The organism is Nostoc sp., from assembly GCF_036917775.1.
Taxonomy (GTDB): Bacteria; Cyanobacteriota; Cyanobacteriia; order Cyanobacteriales; family Nostocaceae; genus Nostoc.
The window spans coordinates 1-24,896 of sequence record NZ_JBALEQ010000040.1; the positions used below are offsets into that span (position 1 = coordinate 1).

Annotated in this window: 19 protein-coding genes; 7 read left to right on the plus strand and 12 right to left on the minus strand. The window is 41.2% G+C overall.

Features of this window, described 5'->3' with window-relative positions:
- Positions 1-1,200 precede the first annotated feature (1,200 nt).
- From nadB to V7K69_RS06580, 3 genes are all read right to left on the minus strand, one after another.
- A complete protein-coding gene (gene nadB / locus V7K69_RS06570; protein WP_335032496.1) occupies positions 1,201-2,877 on the minus strand; it encodes an L-aspartate oxidase in 1,677 nt (558 codons plus the stop codon).
- A 193-nt stretch (positions 2,878-3,070) separates the two neighbouring features.
- The gene (gene psbU, locus V7K69_RS06575; RefSeq protein WP_335032498.1) at positions 3,071-3,499 is read right to left on the minus strand and encodes a photosystem II complex extrinsic protein PsbU; all 429 of its coding nucleotides are present in this window, start codon (positions 3,497-3,499) and stop codon (positions 3,071-3,073) included.
- A 561-nt stretch (positions 3,500-4,060) separates the two neighbouring features.
- Positions 4,061-4,840 (minus strand): DUF3120 domain-containing protein, encoded by a 780-nt coding sequence (locus V7K69_RS06580; protein WP_335032500.1) that lies wholly within the window; start codon positions 4,838-4,840, stop codon positions 4,061-4,063.
- 494 nt (positions 4,841-5,334) lie between these two features.
- Between V7K69_RS06580 and V7K69_RS06585 the strand changes: the two genes are divergently transcribed.
- From V7K69_RS06585 to V7K69_RS06615, 7 genes are all read left to right on the plus strand, one after another.
- A complete protein-coding gene (locus V7K69_RS06585) occupies positions 5,335-6,159 on the plus strand; it encodes an undecaprenyl-diphosphate phosphatase (RefSeq protein ID WP_335032502.1) in 825 nt (274 codons plus the stop codon).
- An 83-nt stretch (positions 6,160-6,242) separates the two neighbouring features.
- Positions 6,243-7,583 carry a TIGR03279 family radical SAM protein gene (locus V7K69_RS06590; RefSeq protein ID WP_335032504.1) on the plus strand — a complete coding sequence of 447 codons (1,341 nt, stop codon included), beginning with the start codon at positions 6,243-6,245 and terminating at the stop codon, positions 7,581-7,583.
- A 97-nt stretch (positions 7,584-7,680) separates the two neighbouring features.
- Positions 7,681-10,500, plus strand: coding sequence for a family 10 glycosylhydrolase (locus tag V7K69_RS06595; RefSeq protein WP_335032506.1), 2,820 nt, complete (start codon positions 7,681-7,683; stop codon positions 10,498-10,500).
- A gap of 692 nt (positions 10,501-11,192) precedes the next feature.
- Positions 11,193-11,612 (plus strand): PAS domain-containing protein, encoded by a 420-nt coding sequence (locus tag V7K69_RS06600; protein WP_335032508.1) that lies wholly within the window; start codon positions 11,193-11,195, stop codon positions 11,610-11,612.
- A gap of 167 nt (positions 11,613-11,779) precedes the next feature.
- The gene (locus tag V7K69_RS06605) at positions 11,780-12,991 is read left to right on the plus strand and encodes an EAL domain-containing response regulator (protein WP_335032510.1); all 1,212 of its coding nucleotides are present in this window, start codon (positions 11,780-11,782) and stop codon (positions 12,989-12,991) included.
- 144 nt (positions 12,992-13,135) lie between these two features.
- Positions 13,136-14,479, plus strand: coding sequence for a PQQ-dependent sugar dehydrogenase (locus V7K69_RS06610; protein ID WP_335032512.1), 1,344 nt, complete (start codon positions 13,136-13,138; stop codon positions 14,477-14,479).
- A gap of 79 nt (positions 14,480-14,558) precedes the next feature.
- Complete coding sequence (locus tag V7K69_RS06615) at positions 14,559-14,963, plus strand: phosphomannose isomerase type II C-terminal cupin domain (protein WP_335032514.1); 405 nt, start codon at positions 14,559-14,561, stop codon at positions 14,961-14,963.
- A gap of 117 nt (positions 14,964-15,080) precedes the next feature.
- On the opposite strand, the gene V7K69_RS06620 is transcribed toward V7K69_RS06615, so the two are convergent.
- From V7K69_RS06620 to dndC, 9 genes are all read right to left on the minus strand, one after another.
- Positions 15,081-15,839, minus strand: coding sequence for a HEAT repeat domain-containing protein (locus V7K69_RS06620; RefSeq protein WP_335032516.1), 759 nt, complete (start codon positions 15,837-15,839; stop codon positions 15,081-15,083).
- Positions 15,840-16,007: 168 nt separating this feature from the next.
- Positions 16,008-16,553, minus strand: a complete 546-nt coding sequence (locus V7K69_RS06625) for a GNAT family N-acetyltransferase (protein WP_335032518.1) — start codon at positions 16,551-16,553, stop codon at positions 16,008-16,010.
- 71 nt (positions 16,554-16,624) lie between these two features.
- Complete coding sequence (locus V7K69_RS06630) at positions 16,625-16,813, minus strand: hypothetical protein (protein WP_335032520.1); 189 nt, start codon at positions 16,811-16,813, stop codon at positions 16,625-16,627.
- Positions 16,814-17,029: 216 nt separating this feature from the next.
- Positions 17,030-17,431 (minus strand): ABC transporter permease, encoded by a 402-nt coding sequence (locus tag V7K69_RS06635; RefSeq protein WP_335032522.1) that lies wholly within the window; start codon positions 17,429-17,431, stop codon positions 17,030-17,032.
- Positions 17,416-18,708, minus strand: coding sequence for an AmpG family muropeptide MFS transporter (locus tag V7K69_RS06640; RefSeq protein ID WP_335032524.1), 1,293 nt, complete (start codon positions 18,706-18,708; stop codon positions 17,416-17,418). The genes V7K69_RS06635 and V7K69_RS06640 overlap by 16 nt, the downstream gene beginning before the upstream one ends.
- Before the next feature lie 246 nt (positions 18,709-18,954).
- Entirely contained in the window at positions 18,955-20,412 is a 1,458-nt protein-coding gene (locus tag V7K69_RS06645) for a DNA phosphorothioation-associated putative methyltransferase (protein WP_335032526.1), read from the minus strand.
- A gap of 51 nt (positions 20,413-20,463) precedes the next feature.
- Positions 20,464-20,850, minus strand: a complete 387-nt coding sequence (gene dndE / locus V7K69_RS06650; protein WP_335032528.1) for a DNA sulfur modification protein DndE — start codon at positions 20,848-20,850, stop codon at positions 20,464-20,466.
- Positions 20,851-20,908: 58 nt separating this feature from the next.
- Positions 20,909-22,894: a DNA sulfur modification protein DndD gene (gene dndD, locus V7K69_RS06655; protein WP_335032530.1), complete on the minus strand. Its 1,986-nt coding sequence runs from the start codon at positions 22,892-22,894 to the stop codon at positions 20,909-20,911.
- Between the two features lie 63 nt (positions 22,895-22,957).
- Complete coding sequence (gene dndC, locus V7K69_RS06660) at positions 22,958-24,664, minus strand: DNA phosphorothioation system sulfurtransferase DndC (RefSeq protein WP_335032532.1); 1,707 nt, start codon at positions 24,662-24,664, stop codon at positions 22,958-22,960.
- Between the last annotated feature and the right edge of the window lie 232 nt (positions 24,665-24,896).

Consider the following 24,896-nt stretch of genomic DNA (forward strand, 5'->3'; position numbering starts at 1 on the left):
TCACGTCAATGATTTATCGATTACTTTCATTGACTTTATGGCAGTCAGTGTTAATGTTGACTGCTTTTCTCTGGCCTTTTAGTCCAAAGTCCAGTTTTTAGTCAAAATAGAGATTTAGCAAGGGTTTGGGGTCTGATTACTAAAACTAAGAAGATAAGTGAAAAAGGAATTCACCATCAGAATTAATTAGAAAAATATTTTTTCTATAAATTTTATGTAACTATTTTTACAACTAAAAATATACTTATACTGTACGGAATTGTAACGGTATTTTCTAGCTCCATAATTTGCAAAATCCTTACAATATAACAATTGTGTTATTTTATCTTTATATATCTTTACTATATTCAAAACATAAATATACAAGAAAACAAGTATTTTTTTATATCTTTTGAAATCTTGATTCGGTGAACATAGTGTTTATACTTAAAAGTATTAAGATATTATTAATAAATAGTGAATTAAGCAAAACGCTTACAGCAATCTATCAACATATCTAACTTTAGGCTGATGTAAAAATGACTAATTAAGAATATTACTTAAGTATAAGAACTATTTAATACCAGCAAAATAAGGCTGTTGTACAAGTAAACACCACAATTACTTGTAAGGTATTGGGAATAATTTAATAAAATTCAAATATTTTTTCAAAAATACCAGTAAATATACGTTAGTCAATAAAAATACCTTTTAAATGAAAAATTAGTAAATTTACTGCAACCGATGAAAACTAACTTCCGATTTACAAAGATTATGATACTCTGTATAAGTGCTTACATATTATTACCGAAATTTGCCGCTTGCACGAGTCTATTCGGTATTGCAAGCGCTAATACTGTTGTTACTACTAGCAGCAATACTTTAATCGCCCGCAAAGTCAATTCTTCAAATTTAAAAGACACATATATCCCACCAAATTATGGTGGCCCTGACAGTCAGCATGGTAGCGGCACTCGCTGATGGGAATTTTTGATTTTAGATTGTGGTAAAGCAGCGCTATAAAGCGGCTTATGTCTTAGACACCACATCTGTTCCTTGGAAATATCCTAAAAAGAACGGCTGAAGTTTCCGCCAATAGGGTTGCGAGTCTTATTCCTTTGGGAGATAGCAAGGGGAGTTTATTAAAAATATTACTAGAATAGGGCTGTCCCTAACTTTGCCCATAATTACATAGATGAGGAATGGGGTACAGAAGAATGTTCAAGACAATATTGTCGATTTCCACCAATGATTTCTTTGGACAAGTGTATGAACTTGCCAATTGGGGTCTGGTTGAGGATAGTCTAAACGATAGTGTCCGCCTCGGCTCTCGGTTCTAAAAGCAGCACTTTTGAGAATTAAATCAGCCACATCTAATAAATTACGGGTTTCTGCCCAAAGTCGCAATTGTCGTTCAACATCTGGGAACTCAAAACTAGCTGATTCTGTTGGGTGTAAAGCAAGCAGGAATTGACTTAAAGGCAAAGCAGCGAAATCTTGCTGCCAAGATTCAACAGTAGCGATCGCAGTTTCTAACTTTGATTGCTCCCGACAAATACCAGCACTTTCCCATACTAGACGCGGTAACTTCTCTCTGAGTATTTCTAGTTGTGCTTGCTGGCTGTGCCACTCACTTGCATCAATACTAAATTTCTGTGATGGCAACACTGGTATTTGTGACGGCAACCCAATATTTTCCAACTCTATTTGGCTCATCTGGGCCCCAAAGACAATACATTCCAGCAGGGAATTACTCGCAAGGCGATTTGCCCCATGCACTCCGGTACTAGCAGTTTCACCTACCGCGTACAAACTTTTAATATTCGTGCGATTCATCAGATCCGCGACAATCCCACCCATCCAGTAATGAGCAGCAGGCGCTACAGGAATTGGTTCATGGAAAACATCAACTCCCCAATGCTGGCAAACTTTGATGATGTTGGGAAAGCGGTGACGAATCTTGTCGGCAGAGATGGGGCGCATATCCAACCACACATGGGCAGTCGCCAAATCAACGGCAGTACGTTGTAAATGGCTGAAAATTGCTCTGCTAACTACATCTCTGGGCGCGAGTTCACCCGCAGGGTGGTAGTCAAAGGCAAAACGTCGTCCTTCATTATCAACAAGATGTGCCCCCTCACCGCGTACAGCTTCGCTAATGAGAAAGCGATCAGCACCAGGTTTTGTTAGGGCAGTGGGGTGAAATTGCACAAATTCCAAATCGCGGAGGATAGCCCCAGCCCGATATGCGATCGCTACCCCATCACCAGTACTCACAGCTGGGTTAGTGGTTTGGGCAAATACCTGACCGCCGCCACCAGTTGCCAAGATCACAGCACCCGCTTTAATCCATGTGATTTTACCTTGATAAAACAGGCTTATTCCCTGACAGCGATTGCTTTCAGGTTCAATCCACAAACTCAAAGCCAAAGCTTGCTGAATGACTTGAATATTCGGGCGACGTAATACTTGGGCGGTGAGAGTAGTTGTAACTTCCCTGCCTGTAGTATCCGCAGCATGGAGAACACGGTTGCGAGAATGGGCAGCTTCTAAAGTTAAAGCCAAGGTTTGACCATGACGGTCAAAAGCAACCCCCAAGTCAACTAGGGATTGAATACAGTTAGGTGCAAGTTGGGCGAGAAATTCTACAGCAGTGCGATCGCACAAACCTGCACCTGCCCGGATTGTATCTTCAATGTGTAGCGTGGGAGAATCTTCCGGGGAAACGGCTGCGGCTATACCACCTTGTGCCCAATCACTAGCGGACAAAGCAACAGTTTCTTTGGTAATCAAGCCGACTCGCAAGGACTCTGGTAGACGCAGCGCTGTGTATAGTCCAGCAGCACCAGCGCCGACTACTAAGACATCAAATTGACTAGGAATATCTATCTGAGGCAAGGTAATGGGGGAGGGGGAAGGGGGCAGGAGGTAGGGGGGGCAGGGGGCAGGGGGCAGGGGGAGACAAGGAAAAATTTTACTTTGTCAGCTTGTCTCCCTTGTTTCCCTTGTCCTCCTTGTCCCACCTCATCTCTAATAGAATAATCCCACTCCCTTGAATCAGGAGTGGGGTGCTATTGGCTACAACTGCAACTTATCTGTAGATGCCGTTGTTAAAGCGATCGTCTCCTTCGTTGAAGGCAGGCTCTAGTTCTGTCACGGTAAACTTCTCTAAGTTAGCTTGCAGAGTTTCTTTTTGGCGATCGCTCAATCCTGGAAGATCCAATACATCCTCTACTTTTTGGTAGGGAGCATTTGTGATGATTTTCTTAGCCAGGGTGGGATAAAGCCCTGGAAACTGTTGAAAAGCTCGGACGTTGGTATTATTCAAATCAATTTTTTTACCAAATTCCGTTCCTAGCTTCTTATCTGCTCGATTCTGTCGCTCAATTGCCAGAATTGGCACTTGAGGAAAAGCAAAACTGTTGAAACTAGCTGCTTGGGCTATCTGAGTTGTTCCCAACCATCCCCAGCAACCAAGTAACAAACTAAACACTGTTAATAAACGCGCCAATCCTTTCACGATTTTCTACCTCTTTCCATCAAACAGAAATAAAAGTTTGAAGCTAACAGTGGTTATTAGTCATTAGTCATTAGTCATTAGTCATACTCTGTGGTCAGCCGCTAATGCGTCTACGTGAGAGCGCCAAGGACAAAGGACAAAAGACAAAACTTGATAGCTAGCTTAATTAACACAGCAGTCATCAGAAACTAATATACAGCGTATTAATATCCACAATATTTACCGTTACTGGGTTTGACTGGGGTTTTAGCAAAAATTTTTCTCGTGATCGGAGTGTCTCTATAGCTGTAATAACCTTCTATCAATGATTCCGGTAGCATTGCCAACGAGAAGAAATCTTTTTGGGTTGGCTGATTTTAACTTCCAAGTAGACATGAAGCCGTCTAATGTCTAATACCGAATAACGTAGCAAGAAGACTTGAGGCTGATGGATTATTATGTAATATTTCTTAACTAATTAATTATCTACAGCGTCATTCTTGATGTGCCGTAGACTGACTGGAAAAAGTTTTGCCAAGAGAAGCCTAGAAGATCATTGCAATTTTGTGAATCCTAATTTCTTCACGCTGCGATCGCAGCTAATAAAAATAGGCTGTCTACTAAAATTGTGCTTAAAACTGCCCCACCAAAGGCATACCAGTGTTTTTGCTTTCTACCCAAAGCTAAAACCCCCACTGTTAATAGCACTAAGGCGAGAGTTATGGCCCAAGTTTGTCCCCAAGGTGTTTGTACTTGCATCAGGGCATTTTGTAAGATTTGTGGTGCTAAATCTGCATCCACTCTCATAATTTGCCTCCAATAAGGCATCAAATCGACTAGATAAAAATATACGTCTGTTAAAACTGTACCGAGTAAAGATCCTAAATAAAACCAGCTACCAACCTTACCCCAACTCTTCGCTAGACACCAACAAGCAAACGGTAAACCTATAGATTCTACTGGTAGATGCCACACAGGTTCCCAACGTAACCAGCCCCAATAAATCGCCCCTGCTAACCAACTCCAGCTAAATCCTAAGAGCAAATCGCCCCAGACATAAGTTGCAGGACGTGACATTAAGTTAAAACTTAGCCACACCCAAAATGCTGTCAGCGCTAAACTGAGAGTTGGTAGCGATCGCACGATTGGCGCTTCAACAAATACTGGCACTGATACCAAAAACACCGCCGCCGCAAACACTAACCAATTTTGTCGAGCAGAAATAGATAAGGGCAAAGAGGGAGAAAAGGAAAGTGCAGATTCCAATTGCCTGATGCCATTCTGCCCAGTATCAGCCAAATCCAACTCAGTATCAATAGAAGGTGTAGAAGCAGTGTAGGAGGACAGTGTATTATTAATCAAAGTTTTTAATATTTGTTACTAAACTTTATCTTATTTAAGATATCACATTTTAAAATCCCCCCCTGGGGCATTGCAATTATACAAACATTTCCCGGAATGCGGGCAAGGGGGCAGGGGGAAGGGGAGAAAAACCACCCACAAGGGGTAGAGCTTCAACCCTCGGTATATTTGGAACAAGAGGGCTTTTTTCCACAAGGAGGATAAAGCTGACAAAGTAAAATTTTTTTCTTGTCTCTCTCTGCCCACTTCCCCCTGCTCCCCTGCCTCTTGTAAACGGTATCAGTCCGCTAAATATTAAAGTTTGATGAACTGCGAAAATTTCGTTGACTTATTCAGGTGGGTGTAAGAACATGGCCAGCGTCTTAGATGATGTTATTGATCCGTAAAATCGAATTTTCTATGAGATTAGGTGCAGTAGAGAGTATATAAAGCAACATCATCATCTAGACAATGTTCATAATCATGTCTAGAACAGGAAAAAGGTATTAATTGCTATGGAGTTTATTCAAGCTTTTATTTTGGGCATTGTTCAAGGTATTACAGAGTTTTTACCTATTAGTAGTACTGCACATCTACTAATTTTTACTAAAGTATTTGGCTGGAAAGAACTAGGTTCTAAAGATTTTGTTGATGCCATTCAATTTGGCAGTGTTATCGCAATTGTGGGGTATTTTTGGTCGTTGATTTCTAGTATTATCAAAGGTGGAATCGAAGCATTAAAAGATAAAGATTGGCAACGTGAAGAGTGGAAAATTCTAGTCGGTATTGTAGTCGGAACATTGCCTGCCTTAATTTTCGGATTTCTTTTGAAAGACGTTTTACCAGAGAGCGCATTAATTATTGCCATCATGTCAATCATTATGGCGCTTTTACTAGCTTTGGCAGAAAAAATTGGTACTCGCAAACGAGGTTTTGATTCACTGCAAATTCGGGATGGTATTTTAGTTGGACTGGGACAAACACTTGCTTTAATTCCGGGTGTATCTCGTTCTGGCTCAACATTGACGACTGCCTTGTTTTTAGGATTAGAACGCGATACAGCCGCGAAATTCTCATTTTTGTTAGGGTTTCCAACTCTTACCATTGCAACGCTGTATAAAAGTCTGAAAATCTTCAAGTTATTTGAAGCCCAACAGTTACCAGATAACATTGTGGGACTGTTAATTGTAGGAATTATTTCAACCTTTATTTTTTCCTACCTATCAATTGCATTTTTGATCAAATACTTAGCAACCAAAAATACTTTGGTTTTTGTTTGGTATAGATTAGCATTCGGTAGCGTCATTTTAGCTGCGATCGCAGCAGGTTGGAAAGGATAATTAAATAATAGTCATTAGTCATTGGTCATTGGTCATTAGTAAATGACCAATTCCCGATTCCCGATTCCCAATTCCCAATTCCCATGAATACCATTAATCCTGCCCGAATTACCAAGGTTCTACCGGACTCAATAGCCGCAGAGATTGGCTTTGAGGCTGGGGATGCGATCGTTGCAATCAATGGTACGCGTCCCCGTGATTTAATTGATTATCAATTTTTGTGTGCTGATGAAGTTTTAGAACTAGAAGTTTTAGATGCTGCTGGTAAACCTCATACCCTGGAAATCGAAAAAGATTACGATCAAGACTTGGGGCTAGAATTTGAAACTGCCCTATTTGATGGTTTAATTCAATGCAATAATCGCTGTCCATTTTGCTTTATTGACCAACAGCCACCAGGTAAGCGCACCAGTTTGTACTTAAAAGACGACGATTATCGTCTGAGCTTTTTATACGGTTCTTATCTTACCCTGACCAATTTGCCAGAAAGAGAATGGCAGCGAATTGAGCAAATGCGCTTGTCTCCGTTGTACGTTTCTGTTCATGCTACAGAAGCTGATGTGAGAATTAAGCTGCTAAAAAATCAGCGTGCGGGACAAATCTTGCAACAACTGAAGTGGTTTCAAAAAAGGCGACTACAAATTCATGCTCAAGTTGTTGTTTGTCCTGGTATAAATGATGGCAAACATCTGGAACAAACTCTCAAAGATTTAACGTCTTTTCATACTGGTGAAGTCCCGGCGGTGGCATCAGTGGCAGTTGTGCCAGTTGGGTTGACACGGTTTCGCCCTCCAGAAGATGAACTTATCCCTGTAACTAGAGAAAAAGCTCAAGAAGTGATTTCTCAAGTGCAAATGCTCTCACGGCAATTTCGGCAACAATTTGGTTCTAGCGTTGTTTGGTTAGCCGATGAGTGGTTTTTGATTGCAGGTGAAGAATTACCCAGCGAGTCTGAATATGAAGAATATCCCCAAATTGATAACGGAGTTGGTTCGATTCAACTATTTATCAAGCAATTTGCCACCGTTGCAGCAGAATTACTCCCGCCAAAAGTATATCCTCAAAGAAAATTGACCTGGGTAGTGGGCAACGCCGTAGAAAAAGCATTTCAACCAATTTTGAAACGCTTAAATTCTGTTGAAGGTTTAGAGGTCAATATGCGGGCTTTATGTAGTGATTATTGGGGACAAACTATCAGTGTAACCGGATTACTAACTGGTCATGATTTACTTTTAAATTTAGAAGGGCAAGATTTAGGTGATGGGATTTTGCTACCCAATGTGATGTTAAAAAATGGGGAATTAGTGTTTTTAGATGATATGAGTATTGATGAATTAGCTAGCAGACTAAATACAAGAATTTTCCCTCTAGCAGGAGTTGAAGATTTAATCAAAATATGCGTTTCCAATTTGGTTCAGGTTTAGTTATCAAAGATCAGTTGTTTTTCGGAGGTAATTTATTGTTATGCTGGATGATAAATAAGAAGTAATGCTTAATAATTAATCCACTGAGGAACCAGTAGTGAAGAATCGGAAAGAGTTTCATGAAAAGGCAAATTCTCACATAAAGAAAGCCGGATTCTTCATTTTAAGTTTTAACTTTTTAATTTTAAATAGTTTTAGTATTTTGCCAGTCACGGCGGCGACTGAAGAACCTGTATTGAGCGTAGTGCATAGCCAAGAAAATGCGAATCAATGGACAGGGATAACTGACCGCTTGCAGACAATCGGGGTGAAATATTGTGTAATTCCCCTAACAGATGTCAAGAGTGGTGCAGATTGGGGCGATCGCCGGGTATTATTTTTGCCAAACGTCGAGAGATTAACGCCAACCCAAGCGATCGCTCTTGAAGAATGGATGAGTAAGGGAGGGCGTTTGATTGCTAGTGGCCCCGTAGGTAGTTTGTCATCGCCAGGAGTACGGCAGTTATTGCGATCGCTTTTGGGAGGTTATTGGGGATTTAGCCTCAGTGAAACAGAACAGATTAGGCCCACAAAAACCAAGATTCCAGAATGGGCAAATCAAGCTGAACTCTTTGGCAAAGTACGTGGCGGCGTTGTGATTCCTAATGATATGGGCACTGAATCTCCTGCTATTTGGAATTCCAAAGATAATCCAGCCGCAGTAGTGACAACTGAGCGTACCACCTTTTTGGGTTGGCGCTGGGGAACAGATACAGCCTCAGCCGCCAAGTTAGATAATGCCTGGTTAAAAGCTTCTATCAATCATTATTTAACAGCCCTAGCACCATCGAATCGGATGAAAAAAATAGCAGGAGGTTCCCCAAACTGCTCTACAACAGTAGCGGCTGCACCAAGGGGGCAGGGGGAAGGGGAGCAGCAGGGAGCAGGGGAGCAGGGGAGCAGAGGGGCAGAGGTGCAGAGGAGCATATCTCCCTTATCCCCTCCTCCTAAAACTGCTACTGCTCCCATACCGAGAGCGCTTCCTATAGTTAAACCACCAAGTTCTCAAGAGGCAATTGATCAGCTAGAACAGGCGGTGCGTCTAGATGTTGCACCCAACTCCAATGAGCCGATTGACAACAATCAAGCGATCGCTCTCCAGCAAGAGCTAGAAAATCTCATTGGCCGAGTGGAAAGCGCTCATTTAGCGGTGTCAGCCGATGCGGTTAAGGAAGGCGTTGGCATATCTGAGGGAAAACAGTCCTCTAGGCTGGACACCTACAACTCCCAATCTGTCAAGGAGCAGCCAATACAATTAGCCTCAACTAAATTAGGGGGGCTAGCCACAAGCAAAGACCAAGCCTTGGCACAAGCAAGGGTAATTTCCAAAAACTTACCCGAATTGATTGCCCAAAAAAACTATGCTCTAGCTCGTCAGCAGTGGTTGGCAGCAAAGACAATTTTGTGGCAGCAGTTCCCAGTTGATCGGAGGTTGGCTCAACCAGAAATTCGGGCAGTTTGGTTAGATAGGGGAACAATTGTTCGTGCTGGTAGCAAGGCAGGACTAGCCCAGATTTTTGATCGCCTGGCCCAAACTGGGATTAATACTGTCTTCTTTGAAACTGTTAATGCAGGCTATACCATTTATCCCAGCCAAGTTGCAAAAGAGCAAAACCCCTTAATTCGTGGGTGGGACCCACTGAAAGATGCAGTGAAATTAGCCCATGAGCGCGACATGGAATTACACGCTTGGGTTTGGACTTTTGCTGCTGGCAATCAACGACACAATGAGATTATTAACGTTAATCCAAATTATCCAGGGCCAGTTTTGGCGGCTCATCCCGATTGGGCAAACTACGATAATCTTGGCAATATGATTCCCGTTGGTCAGACTAAGCCATTCTTTGACCCAGCCAACCCCGAAGTGCGGCAGTACTTACTCAAGCTGTATGAGGAAATTGTTACTCGCTATGATGTGGATGGTCTACAGCTAGACTACATTCGCTACCCCTTTCAAGATCCATCAGCAGGTCGAATTTATGGCTATGGCAAAGCTGCAAGAGCGCAGTTTCAGCAACTTACTGGCGTAGATCCGATAAATATTTCTCCCAGTCAACTAGAACTATGGCAAAAGTGGACAACATTTCGCACTGAGCAAGTTGATAGTTTTGTTGCGAAAGTTTCAGAGCAGTTGCGACAAAAACGACCGAATTTGATTTTGTCGGTTGCAGTATTCCCTTTGCCAGAACAAGAGCGGATTCAGAAAATTCAACAAAACTGGGAAACTTGGGCAAGGCGGGGAGATGTGGATTTAATCGTTCCCATGACTTATGCTCTAGATACTTCTCGCTTCCAACGACTAGCCCAACCCTGGATCGCCTCTAAACAATTGGGAGCTACATTGTTAGTACCGGGAATTCGCTTACTTTCTTTACCAACAATCGGGACGTTCGATCAACTCCAGTTGGTAAGGGACTTGCCAGTTAGTGGTTACGCACTCTTTGCCGCAGAGAATTTTAATAACGAGCTACAAAAACTTTTTATTAGTACCCAAGGTAGAGTTCAATCCAAGACAAGTGAACCGATTCCCCACCGCCAACCTTTTCAAACTGCCGCCATCCGTTACACCGCACTGCAACGGGAATGGAAGTTTGTTTTCCAAAATGACCCACCAGAAAGACCTGCCCAGACAATATCAGATTTTAACAACCAGGCAGAAGTTTTACGCAGTGCTTTAAATCAGCTTGCTGCTTCCCCTTCTCCTAGTAATTTACTAGTGGCAAAAGCCTCTCTAACTCGATTCCAGTCTCAATTTCGAGTATTGATGAGCCAAGAAATTAAGTCGAATTCCTATCAAGTCAAAGTTTGGGAAAATCGGCTTGTAACTATAGAAAGGCTATTGCGTTACGGCGAACGACGGGTGCAGATGCGTCCCTAGTCAAGAGGCAGGGCAATACTTTTCGGATAAGCCCAACAATCTCTCTTTTGGTCTGGGGAAAGCTTACTGGGTTTGAGGTAAAGGTAAATTTAAACCCTTTCGCTTTTCCCCTTCCCCGAAAAGCATTGAGAGGCAGGGGAGTAGGCAATATTACTCGGGTTTTGCATTTTCAACTCAGAATTTGGTTTGGGGAAAAGGTTACTGGGTTTGGGTTAAAGGTTTTTTATTTCCCTTTTCCCCTTCCCCTTTTCCCCTTAACCGACAAGAGATCAAAGGGACAAGGGAGAATCATTGAACAAGTTTCTTCTTTGTAGCTTCCCAATTCACAACTACCAGGATATAAGCCAGTTTGTAATTCTTAACACAATTTTTGCTGTGTTTATATCCCAAATATTACTATTTCTTTATGGCCAAAATATTGGAGAATACTTAATATAAGCAGCTTGAGATAACTATTTTTTGATATATAAAATCTAGAGGTAACACCAGTATCAATACTGCTCAGTTAAGCATTTTTAACCTCAGAACTGGCTTTGGGGTAAAGGTTAAAGGGTAAAGGTTAAAGGTTTTTTCTTTCCCTTTTGCCTTTCCTCTTCTCATCTTCCCTAAAACCCGACAAGTATTAACACCAGTATTAGTTCATTTGAGGTAGAATATCAAATTCTCGTTAAGAGACAATTACCCAAGTACAAATGGTCACTAGCACGCGCTATAGTACTGACAGATACGACAAATCGAATCACCTCATTGGAGTTTCTGTGAATAGTACCTCCCATGTAGCAGAAGTAGCATTGCGTGAGGGTGAAAGACGATTTCGCACGATCTTCAACGCCACTTTCCAGTTTATCGGATTGCTAATAACAGAAGGCATCGTGCTAAAAGCGAACCAAACTGCACTCAACTTTAGCAGGCTACAACCACAAGATGTAGTTAAGCATTCATATTGGGAAATATGGTGGACGCTACTTGAAAGTTTTCAACATCTGCAATATTTATTCTTCTCCAGACCAGCAGTAATTTACATCTGCAAGAGTTCAGAAGATTTTGGTAGTAAATTTATGAACGAAAATTTTTTCGCTATCACGGGTTATCTAAGTGTGGAAAAAAGTTAAATATTCTGGCTTTTGTACTAGCCATTTTTATTGAATTAGAAATATTAATTGTAAAAAAGTTATAGATATCTACAAACATAAAATCTTTGTCACAAGTACACTGGGATTTGGTGCAAAGCTTACTGTCATTATCTCATTAAATAATAAAAAATAAATTGAGGTAACTTATGCCTAAAATTTTAATAATAGAAGACGAGGAAGCAGTCCGTGAAAACATTTTAGATTTGCTAGAAGCGGAGGATTTTGAAACTATTGCTGCCGCTAATGGTAGGATCGGCGTGCATTTGGCTATTTGTGAAGTTCCTGACTTAATTCTCTGTGATATGATGATGCCAGAAATTGATGGTTATGGCGTTCTAAGCGCGTTACGCCAAAATCCATCAACGGCAACAATTCCCTTCATTTTTCTCACTGCCAAATCTGCCAAATCTGACTTTCGTCAAGGTATGGATATGGGGGCAGATGACTATATAACTAAGCCATTTAGTCGGGCTGAGTTATTAAGTGCCATCATAAATAGGCTGGAAAAGCACGCTACTTTAAAAAGATATTTATCTACTCAGACTACAATTAACAACTTGTCTCCCAAAATGCAGTTGTTAGAAATTAGCTTACACCGAGCTATTAAACAAAATAAATTTCAAGAATTTGAAATTTATTATCAACCAATAGTCGATATTGCTTCTGGAAAAATAGTAGCTGCTGAAAGTTTATTGCGTTGGCAAAGTCCAGAATTGGGGATAGTTTACCCAACAGAATTTATTCCGTTAGCAGAGTCTACGGGTTTAATTGTCCCAATCGGTAAATGGGTATTAAAAAGTGTATGTAAACAAATAAAAATCTGGCGTGATGCTGGAATTAATTCCTTGATTGTTGCTGTAAATATCTCAGTAATTGAATTTAACCAACCAGATTTTATTAAAAAAATAGTCAATTTTATAAATAGCAATAATTTGCAACCAGATGACTTAGAGCTAGAACTGACTGAAAGTATGATTATGCAAGACGTAAATACTGCGATCGCTACTATGAAAAAATTACAATCTTTAGGTATAAAAATTTCAGTAGATGATTTTGGTACAGGCTACTCTTCTTTAATTTATCTGAAAAATTTACCAATTAATACATTAAAAATCGACCGTTATTTTATCCACAACGTTGCTAACGATCCACAAAAATCAGCCATTACTAAAGCATTAATTCAAATGGGTCATAATCTCAATCTAAATGTAATCGCTGAAGGTGTAGAGACGGAAGTAGAACTTGCTTTTTTACGCCAACAAAACTGTAATTCTATGCAAGGTTTTCTATTTAGTCGTCCATTACCAGCAGCAGAGTTTGAAAATTTTTTATTGACTAACAAATACTTCTATGTATAAATATTGGGTATTGGGAATGGGGAATGGGGAATTATTTTCCTATTCTGATAGTTTTGCTAAGTAAGAAAAATCGGACTTTAGACTGGTGACAATTATTAAGTCTCAAGTCTAAAGTAAGAAAATTGTGTCATAGTGTCTACCGCCATGAAAGTCTCTGCGCGTTTCTTGCTGCCAGTTTTGTTACTAACCTTGACAGCAGCGTGTAACCAGACTCGCGCTTCCTCAGATAATCCCATACCACAAGAATCAATACCTTCTACCCAACGGACACAGAATCCTACACAGCCAAAAAATATTGTCCGTACTGAAACACTTTCGCCTACACCTATCCGTATCAATCTGAAGAATTTACCAGCACCCTTTGCAACAGAAAGTGCTTCCAAGAGGCCTGAAGTTGTGCCTATTCCGCAAAATCCGGTGCTACGCGTACCAGAAGGCTTTACAGTTAATGTATTTGCCGAAGGTTTAGATGCTCCACGTTGGCTAGCCTTAACCCCCAGTGGTGATGTTCTGGTGACTGAAACCGGGCAAAACCGCATTCGTTTGTTACGTGACAGCAACGGTGACGGTGTAGCCGACGTTCGAGAAACCTTTGCTGGTGCAGACAACGGACTAAATAGACCTTTTGGTATGGCTTTTGCAGCTAATTCCTTTTTTCTGGGGAATACAGATGCTGTGGTGCGTTTTCCCTATACTCAAGATCAAAATAAGATTACGGGTAAGGGGGAAAAAATTGCTGACTTGCCCGCTCAAGGTTATAACAATCATTGGACGCGCAATGTCGTTATCTCACCCGATCGCAATAAATTATATGTCTCAGTTGGTTCAGGAACCAATGTGGATGAAGAACCCCTACCACGGGCTTCGATACAGGTGATGAATTTAGATGGTTCCCAGCAGCAAACTTTCGCTTCCGGCTTGCGTAACCCGGTTGGTTTAGATTTTAATCCTGTAACTAAGGAACTTTATACAACTGTTAACGAACGGGATGGAATCGGTGATGATTTAGTTCCAGATTATCTGACACGGGTTAAACAGGGGGCATTTTATGGCTGGCCTTATGCTTATCTAACACCAAACAACCTCGATCCGCGTCAAAAAACTGATGGCAAAAGTAAACGCCCCGAATTAGCAGCCCGTACCCAAACGCCAGATGTGCTATTCCAATCGCATTCAGCAGCATTGGGTTTGCAGTTTTATGATGGGAAGACATTTCCAGAAAAATACCGCAATGGCGCTTTTGCTGCTTTTCGTGGTTCTTGGAACCGCGATCGCGGTACTGGTTATAAAATTGTATTTGTTCCCTTCGATGCTAAGGGGCGATCGCTTGGCTATTACGAAGATTTTCTCACAGGCTTTTTATTAAATCCTTCTGTACCAACCACTTGGGGACGACCTGTAGGTTTACTGGTGCTGCCAGATGGCAGTTTACTACTAACAGAAGAAGCCAATAATCGGATTTATCGGATTCAGTATACAGGGGGATGAATAATTCCCTATCCAGGTTTATGCCGTTTACGGTAAATTACAGAAAAATACTAATACTTATCTGGTTGAGAAATTCATTATGACTCCCAACGAAAATAATACTCAGTCAAATATAAACGAATTGCCTCCACATTCAGGCACACGATACTGGGGTGAGGTAGAGGTGATCGAAGAGGGAGATACCTATAGAATTAGCCGTGTTGAAATCAAGCCCAGACACGGCATTAAACCACAAATCCATTATCACCGTAATGAGCATTGGGTTGTAGTTTCAGGTGTAGCCAAAGTTACTTGTGGCGATGCGGAAATATTGCTGAATCGCAACGAGTCAACTTATGTTCCCGCAGCAACCCTACATAAGGTAGAAAATCCTGGCCACATACCGCTAGTTATTCTGGAAATTCAAAATGGTGAATATTTGGGCGAAGATGATACTGAGCGTCCTTATGACTTAAATTTGGTCAAACCTGTAGCTGAAGGTTAGTGAGTGCTGAGTGCTGAGTTAGGAGTTTAAGAGAGACGCGATTAATTGCGTCTGTACAGGAATTAGGAGTTGGGATTTAAGTGATTAATGCCCCATACCCAATGCCCAATGCCCAAATCAAAACCATCCTTCTTGTTCTAGGGTTTCAATTAGCTGCAAGCCACGTGGATCACCCACTCCTAGCAGTGAAGCTTTCGCGTCTTCCCGGACTCCCAAATCTTGATCCTCGGCAAAGGCTTGAATTAGAGCATCGATCGCTGTGGCATAAACTACATTAGAAGGTAGTTCGCGGCACAGTTGACCAATTGCCCAAGCACTGTTGCTCCGCACTGCTGCCACGGGATCTTTGACTAAGGCTTCAATTAATGGTGGTATTGCCCCTATAACTGCTTCATAACCAACCTCTGCCATTTGTGCTAAGGCGCTAGCAGCCCACAAACGCACTGCGGAAATGTCAGTTCTTAAGGCATCTGCTAGAGGCGGTAAAGAACGGCGATCGCGACAGTTTCCTAAAGCCCAAACAACGCCTTTACGCACGTAGCCATTCCAATCACTATTTAGTTGAGCAATTAATGGAGCCACTGCTTCTGAACTGGGATTGCGTCCGAGAGCATAAGATGCGCTTACCCGGACTAAGGGACAAATATCAGCTAACAGGCGAATCAGATGGGGTGTAGCACGCGCATCTTCTATATCACAAAAAGCACGCGCCGCTAACATTCTTTGTTGGGGCTGGGGATTTTCTAGGAGGGCTAGCATCACTTCAGGATCGGGCTTCACCACAACTGAATCGTCAGTTAATGGCTCTATTTTATCTAGGGGGCTTTCTAGTTCCTCCTCAATATCGAGTAGGCTTAGATCGTCTTCGTCATACATAATTTCATTTCAATCCCGAAAAGGGATCAACATATGATCCCCCATGCCAATAAGTTAAGACTTTATAAGTTGCGTAATTATACACTTTCTTTTCCCCTCGTTGAATTTTATCCAAACGAGAACCGCTACATACTCAAACACTAAAGTATATTACGGCTATCCTCTATTTTATTTTTCTGCACTCAGGAATTTTACCATCCACAGGGATTGGGTTTGATAACCTAACTGATTGTAAAGATTTAATGCGGGTTTGTTTGATTGAAACACTTGTAATCCGATTTGGCGATCGCCTCTTTGAATAGCCCAATTTTCTACATATTGCATCAAGGCTGTACCAATACCCCGTCGCCGATGTTCTGGCACAACGTAGAGGATAAATATGTGAGCATGACGGTTCCCATGTACTTGATCTATGGCATTGCCCACCCAAAGGCAAGCAATGGGGAATTGGGAATTGGGAATTGGGAATTGAGTATAATTGTTCTCCTTGTCCCCTTGTCCCCTTGTCCCCTTGTCACCCTGCTCCCTCTCATCTTCTACCCACCATAAGGGCGTATCACTAGAAAAGTATTGCTTAACTGTTTGCTCTAGGTGGGAAAAATCCTCATTGGGAAACAGATCCTGATAAGTTCGGTGCATAAACTTAAGCAGTAGCGATCGCTCCAACAAGGAGCCACGGCGAATAATATACCCCGGTAGTAGTTGCTCAGACACTTCTGGCGTTTATTGAGTTAGCTAGGTGAGTTATACCAATTACGAATTACGTTAGCGTAGCCCATTACGAATTACGAATTAGTATGTACTGCTGGTGGCAAACTAGCAGGAGTGGGTTGAGAACTTACCCCAACCTCTTCAATTGGTGCTGGTGCTGCCATATCGGAGGGTAAAAATATACGGGCACTAACTGCGACTAGGGCAAAGACAAATACCAAAACTACAAGCAGTGGAGCGATGTATTGACGAAAAATAGCCATATTTTAATTACAAAGTGGGCTAGGAACTCTTATGAGAACTTAGCTGAAGATTTATGAAGTATTCTTTATTTTAGCAATTTTCTGTATATGGAAATGGGGAATAGGGAATTGGGCGTTAAAAGTGCTGAGTTAAGAGTTAGGAGTTTTGTTTATCTCCTTGTCCCCTTGTCTCCCTTGTCTCCCTCATCTCCCCTGCCCCCTTCTCCCGCAGCACTCTTAGCTGCGCTCTAAGTCATCAAGCACTCTTTCGCAATACCAATTTTCCGGCATCCCAGGATAAGTTTCCTTTGCCTGTTCAATTAACCGTTCGGCTGCGGCAGTGTCACCAGATAATTTAGCGATCAGTCTGTTTTTTAGATAGCTATCAGATACATCATCGTCTACTTGGTTTGGTATCCCTTGATTTATAGTTGATGGTCGGGACTGATCTCTTCGTAACTGCCAAAATAAAACGTAATAAAGTGTCCCAAAAATTAAAATTAGGCTAAGTGTTCCAAAAAAAGTTAAAAGGTTAAATGCTAGATATCCTAGAACTAACTGCGAGAGAACATAGCCAAGTAATAAACCAGTAAGTAAGAGGATGAATGTACCGACAGCAATAACTACTTGATTCCCCATATATCCTCTTCTTCGTCCTCAAGTCCTGGTCTGGATACTGCCACTGGCTGAGGGTTCCAGGGGGCAAATACTGGTAATAGGAGTAGTCCTGGTACGGCGGCGGCGATGGTAATTAAGAAAAATACAGGCCAACCAGTACTTTGAGCGATCGCGCCTCCAGGGGCTGCGAGAATATCCCGACTGACAGCCATTAAGCTGGATAATAAAGCATATTGGGTTGCGGAAAACCTCTGGTTACAAAGACTCATCAAAAAGGCAACAAAGGCTGCTGTCCCCAATCCACCACAAAATTGTTCTACGTTGATGGCAAGTACCATAGCTTGGTAGTTTTGACCGATGTATGCTAAAAAAAAGTAAGCTAAATTACTTACTGCTTGTAGAATACCAAAAACCCAAAGCGATCGATTGATGCCAATCGCACTCAATATTGAACCACCTGCTAAAGCACCGACAATTGTAGCAATTAACCCCATCCCCACTTGAATTGCCCCAATGTCGGTTTTGGTAAAACCTGTTTGCAGCAAAAAAGGCGTGGTCATATTGCTCAACAAAGCATCACCTAGCTTGTATAGGGTAATGAATGCAAGCATGAGAATAGCTTTGATAATCCCTTGACGCTGAAAAAATTCCCCAAAGGGCAAGATGACAGCATCAACGAGAGAAGCTGGAGGGTTAATTTCCTTGGGTTCCGGTGCGAACAAGGTGGCAAAAATACCAATTACCATCGTCCCTGCCATAAACAAGTAAACTGATGACCAAGGTAGTTTGTCGGCAAGTATCAAGGCTAAAGCACCTGCGACTAACAGGGCAATTCGATAACCTAAGATAAAAACTGCTGCACCAGCCCCCATTTCTAGCTTTTCTAAAACGTCGGTACGGTAGGCATCAACGGCAATATCTTGAGTTGCACTGATAAAGGCAATGACTATGGCGTTGATTGCTAGTAGCTGTAGTGCTTGTTTGGGTTGTTGGAAAGCCATGAATGCGATCGCTACAATCAAAGCAATCTGCGTCAAAATTAACCAACCCCGTCGTCGTCCCAAAATTGGTAAGGTGAACCTGTCTACCAACGGCGACCACAAAAATTTTAAGGAATAAGGCAAACTGGCAAGGCTAAACCAACCAATAGCGGCTAAATCTACCTTCTCTACGGTCATCCAAGCCTTTAAAGTATTACCAATTAACAATAATGGTAAACCCGATGAAAAACCTAAAAATAATAAAGCCGCCATCTTGCGACTACCGAAAACTCCCAGCAGCGATTTAATTTTCCTCATAGGTTCAATTTTTTGCCTCTTTTGAGGAAATATCAATAAAATACAACGAGGAAATGCAAAAGTATATCATGTAAATAGTACCTATAAAGGTTTGAATTATCGGAGCAGCAGCAGTTCTTTATTAATCCCGATCGGGTATTGAAATCTGCCATAGCTGCTATATGATTTCCTGCAAACATGACAAACTACCAAGATTTACTTGGGTTAAATACAAATTCAGGATAACCTTATAGTGTCAGCGTTTTATTAACTTTCTTGAATTGGATAAACCTGATGCCCCCTGATTTCTACTCTGTGTGTGGCAAGGCATTTTTCCCAACCTTCACGCGTACCAATGTCGCTTTTTTGGTTAAGCAGCCCTAATTCCTGTTCTTGTTGGGTGAGTTTAGCAAATTCTTCGTAGCGTGGATAGTTACTGGTAACAAATGTTTCCTTACGGTGCAAAATCGGCGGATTTTCCCTAGTTGCATAGTCTCGATGAGTGACGACTAGGGTTTTTAAATCAATACCGATGCTGGCTTTTAAAGCCGGGTGGGGATCAGTATCGAATTCGGGGTAAGACAGATAGGATATTTGCGGCTTATCAGTGTGATATTTAATTAATGTCGCTTCATCGATACGCCCAATGGTACGGCTAGCGCAACCTTCACAAATTCGTAGTACGGGGTCAAGTGCTGCTAATGCGGAAACATGGACGTAAATAGCACCACGTGTATGTTTACCAATTTTACTTTTTTCGCACGCAGTTTGAATTACCCCAGATTTACCTAAGCTGAAAAGCTTTTGATCGGCTACAAGACACGCTTCCTCGTAGCTACTAAAAAAGGCTTTGATATCGTGACGCATTTCTGGAGCCAGCTTTTGCCATGCAGGGCGTTTATCAAAGTGGGTCAGGGCGAGATAAACTTGGATATCTAAAGAACGACGGTAAGCGATCGCATCCCATTCAGCCTCATCAGTAGCTTGCAAAATTACACCAAAGGCGCGGCGAAAATTACCAAATTCGCTCAGTAATTCTTGTTCATTTTCCAATTCGCCTTTCACGGGTAGTCTACCGCGTTTGGTAAAGAAAGCCATTAAGGGTTGCAGCTGTTCTTGATAATCTTCAAACCGCTTGATGGGGATACGGACTCGCGGTGTAGAAGTCGCAGAAAAGAAGCGGATAGCTTTGTAGCTTTCTTTTTCCGCATCATCTCGAAAAACAAAGTAAACACCTAGTGCAATTGGTACTGCATCTACATTTAAGACTTCATCAATATAAGTTTTGAGTTCTTCTTGTTCGTAATATTTCTGAAAAGTATTGCGGCGCGTCACAATGCCATCATTATAAGCAAGTTGGGTTTTGCTGGGAGCGTTAATTAGTATTTGAGCCGCGACAATTAAAACTTTCCCAGTGAGTTCCCAAGCTTGGATTAGGCTTTGACGGCGTTCTTCTGAGTCTTCAATGACATTGAGAACGTAACCCAAATTGACCACATCGGCGGGGGTGCGTGGGACATCAGGATAGTAGTAAGGGTCCCAGCCTGCGCTGGTGTAGCCTAAGTTTTTTACTCGCTGGACATCACCACCGTAGCCGCAGCCGTAGTCAAAAAAAGTGGTGTCTTGATTGAGGATTGACCCTTCTATAGCCAATCGTACAGGGCGAGATATATCAATGCGAGCGATCGCAGCTCGATGACGCTCAATTTCTAGCGCTTCAGGCATAATATTAGTTGTCAGTTAACGGTGAACAGTTAACAGTCAACTAATATCCTTTCAATTTTTAACCGCCAGTTCAATTAAATCTTCAATTTTCTTGATATTTGGATCGCCTGCTAAATAGCCAATACCGCGATGTAAATGTAAGCGGAATTGAGTAGCAAGGGTTTCTTTATCGGTGGGATAGCCGTCATTGTGACAGCGTTGCTTAAGGGCGAGGAGGAGAATATCAGACATTTCGCCGCCAAAGACGCGCCAAGTCATTTCGACGTTGCTATCTTGGGGGATTGGGACGGGAGAAGGTGCGGTTGCTTCTGCGAGGGAACGGCAAAACGCCCAACGGCATAGGATATTCCATTGGTCAATTTTGGTGCTGCGTTTAAGTTTGCTAAGTTGGTCTTTGGCTGTTTGGGAGAGTTTTATTCTTTCGATTGGGGATTCCATAAGTTTTTGATTAACGAACCGCAGAGGCACAGAGGAAGCAGAGAGAAGAGAAGGGAATTTACCAAAAATAGCCAGGTTGTATGGTTGTTTGGCGGGTGGAGGAGTCGTATTTTAGGAGATATTCGCGGGCGATCGCTTCTTTCTCTCGCAGTGTTTCTACTTCTTTCTTTCCAATCTCGGTGTCGGTAGATAGCAGAATTACTTGATGACTGGCGGCGGGGAAGTATTTATCCACTAAGTTTTGGCGATGGGAGGAGTCGAGCCTACCTAATGGTGTATCTATAGCTACTGGTAAGCGGAGTCCAGAGACTTTGGCTAAACCCCAGAGGAAGGCGATCGCAAGTAGTTGTTTTTCACCAGCCGAGAGACGATGTTTCGGGACAGTTTTACCATTTAAATCATAAAGCAAAAGGCTAAAAGTCTTAGTATCAATGGTGATGCGATGCACTAAGTCTGATTTATGGAGAAGATAAAGGAAGCAATTTTTAACTTCCTCCTCTAATTTATTGAGTTTCCGCAGAGTTAATTTTTCACGAAAAATCTTAAGTGTGTTTTGAACTTTCGCTGCTGACGTAATAATATGTTCGCTATTTTTATGTTTAATATTTTCTACAGTATAATCACTTAATTCTCTTTTTGACTTGGCAATAATAGTTTCTAATTCAGCTAAACGGCGGCGGATTGTTTCGTAATTTGCTTTAGCTTCAACCACTTGATTTTGTGCCGCTTCTAGTGCTTGACGCAGCTTTGTATAATCTTCTGGTGCTGCTGCTGTTTGCACTTGCCTTTCTAGAGTATGAATTTCTTCTTCTTTATTTTTGAGAATAGCTAATTTTTCTTTTGCAGAAAGTTTAGAATTTTGTAAGTGATATATAAGATTATCTAGCTGACTTAAAGTTTCATCATCAGCTAACAACCAAGGTACTTCTGTCTGGAGAGCCTTTGCATATAAATTATCTACATCTTCGATTAAAAATGATTGAATTTTTTCAACTTGTATCGGAGAAATTTCTACTTGATTTAGCCAGGTGAGTAAACGCTGATCTCGTTCAAGTAACAAATCTTTGGAGATTTGTACCTGTTGATGGCGAAATTCTTTTTCGCCCTGTGTCTGCGCCTGATTAAGCAAATTGGGAATTAATGCTAGAGGTAAAACATCAGCCGCCAATTCACACATTGACTGACGTACTTGTTCAATTTCCGTAGTTTTTGTATTTTGTTGTAGTTCTAGTTGATTGCGTTCTGCTGCAATCTTCCCACCTTCAGAAATGAATTTATCAAAGGCTTCTTGCTGCTTTTGTTCTAATTCTTCTACCTGATTTTTGAGATTTTCTACTTTCTCTTCTGTTGTTTGATAATCTTCTTGCTGTTGGGTTAACCTAGTTTCAATTTCCTCTAAGTTTGCTAAATCTTTACTATTACCAACTTCTTTAAGTTTACGGTTAACTAAAATATCTAAATCAACTGCTAAACGATCTGCTAATTCTAGGCCTAAAAGTCCACGAATTGCATCTACTACAACTGGTGGTGGTGTTTCTTGTTCTGCGAGTTCTTTAACTTGTTCACCATCAAAGAGAAATAAGTTAGAAATCCCTAATGGCAGAAGATTTTCAATATACTCATCCCAAATATTAACTAAAGCATCAGGCCATGTATCACTGTCACCTAAAATACCTAATGTATCCTTACCATCTTTAGGATTTTTTGTCCAACTACGGACAACACGGTATTTTATTGGTTTATCGTTTTCAATATGTTCAAAAAGTAATTCAATTCGGGTGTCTGCAACTGGATCTATTTTGTTGTTAACACATTGATTGAGAAAATCACTATAACTTAAATTACCACGGGTAGAACATTGGGCACGGGGGCCATAAAGAGCAAGACGAATGGCATCCATAAGGGTAGTTTTTCCGCCACCATTCATACCACCTAATAGGATAATTGGACGCGAGTTTTCTTTATCAGTTTTTGGGTTAAGATTAATTACCTGTTTCCCTCTGTAGGGGCCAAAGTTTTGTAATACGAGTTCAAGAAATATCATAATTATCTGAATATTTTAAGTGCAAGAATACACTTTTAAACTTTGCGTATTCTTGCGTTACTATTAATGCTTTTTACCTTTAAATTTGATATTTGCCCAATTTTGAGATATTACATCAGGTTCTGTAGGAGATATTGTTGATATTTGGTCATTTGCGCTTAGATTTGCGTTTATATTAACTTTATCTGGTATAGCTATAATTTCATCTCTAACTTCATCTTTTATATCAACATCTCCCAAAGTTAGCTGCTTAAATTTTTCCTTAAATTTTATAATGTCACCATCAGTAATTGCTTCTCTCAAATCACGTTTTAAATGAGCATGATCAATTGCATCTTTTTGGGAACGCGAACTCGTATCAAAACATTTTTCTAGAGTGTTGTATATTCCCGTGCGACGAGCTTTTTTGCGATATTGGTATTCTGTGTCTAATAGCTTTGCCATAAGTTCCAGGTGCATAATATCGCCTTCACAGATTTCTTCTAGTACTGCCCATTCATCTAAACCTAACAGGCTATAGTCAGCACCAGGACGGGGATCTTGAAATTCTTCACCAGTCACTTCTTGGTAAATTCGGGGTAAACTATCATCAAATTCGTGTCTTTCTTCTAGCCAAATGCGACGAATTTCGCTCATTTCTTCTAGAGTAATTAGAGTGATATCGCGCATATTTTCTGGCGCTGTTTGACGAATTTGTTTTTCAACGGTAAGTAACTTTCTTAGCCAATCCTCCCGCGCTTCTTTAATAAACGGGCCAGGAATGTGTTCAATAGATATCCCATCTTCTAAGTTACGTTCATAAAGTTGGACACCACCATTTCTACGTCGGAAATCTCTTTTATCACGGGTTTCTTCAGCATCCAATTCTTTACGGAAATCAAGTAAAGGTTGCATCCACTCTTTCTCTTCGTCATTTTGAATCATCGCCGCCAGCGATTTATCTTGACTAACCAGCGTACAAACCCAGCAACCAAAACGCGAGCTACCACAACTAGGAGTAGATGTATCGACAACTAAAGGACATTCATTATCAGCAGAAGCACCTCTATACATGGAGAATAAATCTTTATTGCTGTACCCCCAAGGGTTTTCCCACTGCATAAGATAAATCCAGACTTCATCATTTTGCCAGTCTTCAATAGGGCTATAAACCAAAGAATTCGGCAAATTCATATTGGGACTGAGGCGATCGCGGACTCGTTGAGCTTCCAATTTCTTCATTCGGCTAGCACGTTTTGTGCTTTCAGCTTTGCGAGTACCCAGCACAACGATCGCTTCTCCACTCGCTCGGATCACATCACGAATGAAGCGGTTAGAGGGATTAATTTTGAGGCGTTCTGTACACCAACGAAATTTTCCTCTGGGTGCTGGATAACCTTTCCCAATCAAACCTACCCAGAATGTTTCTTTAAAATCTGGTTGTAGCAAATGGGGTTCAAATGGTAATCCTTGCGCTTGGGCTTCAGATTTCATCTGTTTTAGAGAATTGCGTACCCAAGCAGCAACAATAGGATTTTCTACCAGTGTGTCTGTAGTAATTACATATATCGTTTTAGTTCGCTTTTCAGGTGGTAGGGCTGCGATCGCATTCCAAACCAACTGTAGTACACATGAACTATCTTTACCACCTGAGTAACCCACAACCCAAGGTATTTCATCTAAACAGTACAACTCTTGAATTTCAGTGGTGAGAGCTTGGATATCTTCCACTAAATCTGCTACAGTACGTATTTCCTGACCTCTATTCTCTGGTTGTTGTGCTGTAGCCATTTCTCTCCTCCTATCTAGACAAGTATTTTTTTATATAAACGAACAACTAAACGCCCTTCAGAACGAAATTTACTGGCACACAAACAAAGCCCGCGTAGGCGGACTTTTTTAAAATTTTACCTGTATTATATATAACCGCAATAACTGAAAGTTGCAGTTATTAGTTGTTTGACGATCAGCTTTTTAGAATAGCATTTTTTAAGAATTTTTAAAAAACAAATATTCTTACCTA

What these genes read in the sequence shown, in the direction of transcription:
- V7K69_RS06585 (WP_335032502.1), top strand. Translation starts at nt 5,335, where the DNA reads ATGGAGTTTATTCAAGCTTTTATTTTGGGCATTGTTCAAGGTATTACA.
- V7K69_RS06590 (WP_335032504.1), top strand. Translation starts at nt 6,243, where the DNA reads ATGAATACCATTAATCCTGCCCGAATTACCAAGGTTCTACCGGACTCA.
- V7K69_RS06600 (WP_335032508.1), top strand. Translation starts at nt 11,193, where the DNA reads ATGGTCACTAGCACGCGCTATAGTACTGACAGATACGACAAATCGAAT.
- V7K69_RS06605 (WP_335032510.1), top strand. Translation starts at nt 11,780, where the DNA reads ATGCCTAAAATTTTAATAATAGAAGACGAGGAAGCAGTCCGTGAAAAC.
- V7K69_RS06610 (WP_335032512.1), top strand. Translation starts at nt 13,136, where the DNA reads ATGAAAGTCTCTGCGCGTTTCTTGCTGCCAGTTTTGTTACTAACCTTG.
- V7K69_RS06615 (WP_335032514.1), top strand. Translation starts at nt 14,559, where the DNA reads ATGACTCCCAACGAAAATAATACTCAGTCAAATATAAACGAATTGCCT.
- V7K69_RS06620 (WP_335032516.1), bottom strand. Translation starts at nt 15,839, where the DNA reads ATGTATGACGAAGACGATCTAAGCCTACTCGATATTGAGGAGGAACTA.
- V7K69_RS06630 (WP_335032520.1), bottom strand. Translation starts at nt 16,813, where the DNA reads ATGGCTATTTTTCGTCAATACATCGCTCCACTGCTTGTAGTTTTGGTA.
- V7K69_RS06635 (WP_335032522.1), bottom strand. Translation starts at nt 17,431, where the DNA reads ATGGGGAATCAAGTAGTTATTGCTGTCGGTACATTCATCCTCTTACTT.
- V7K69_RS06640 (WP_335032524.1), bottom strand. Translation starts at nt 18,708, where the DNA reads ATGAGGAAAATTAAATCGCTGCTGGGAGTTTTCGGTAGTCGCAAGATG.
- V7K69_RS06645 (WP_335032526.1), bottom strand. Translation starts at nt 20,412, where the DNA reads ATGCCTGAAGCGCTAGAAATTGAGCGTCATCGAGCTGCGATCGCTCGC.
- dndE (WP_335032528.1), bottom strand. Translation starts at nt 20,850, where the DNA reads ATGGAATCCCCAATCGAAAGAATAAAACTCTCCCAAACAGCCAAAGAC.
- dndD (WP_335032530.1), bottom strand. Translation starts at nt 22,894, where the DNA reads ATGATATTTCTTGAACTCGTATTACAAAACTTTGGCCCCTACAGAGGG.
- dndC (WP_335032532.1), bottom strand. Translation starts at nt 24,664, where the DNA reads ATGGCTACAGCACAACAACCAGAGAATAGAGGTCAGGAAATACGTACT.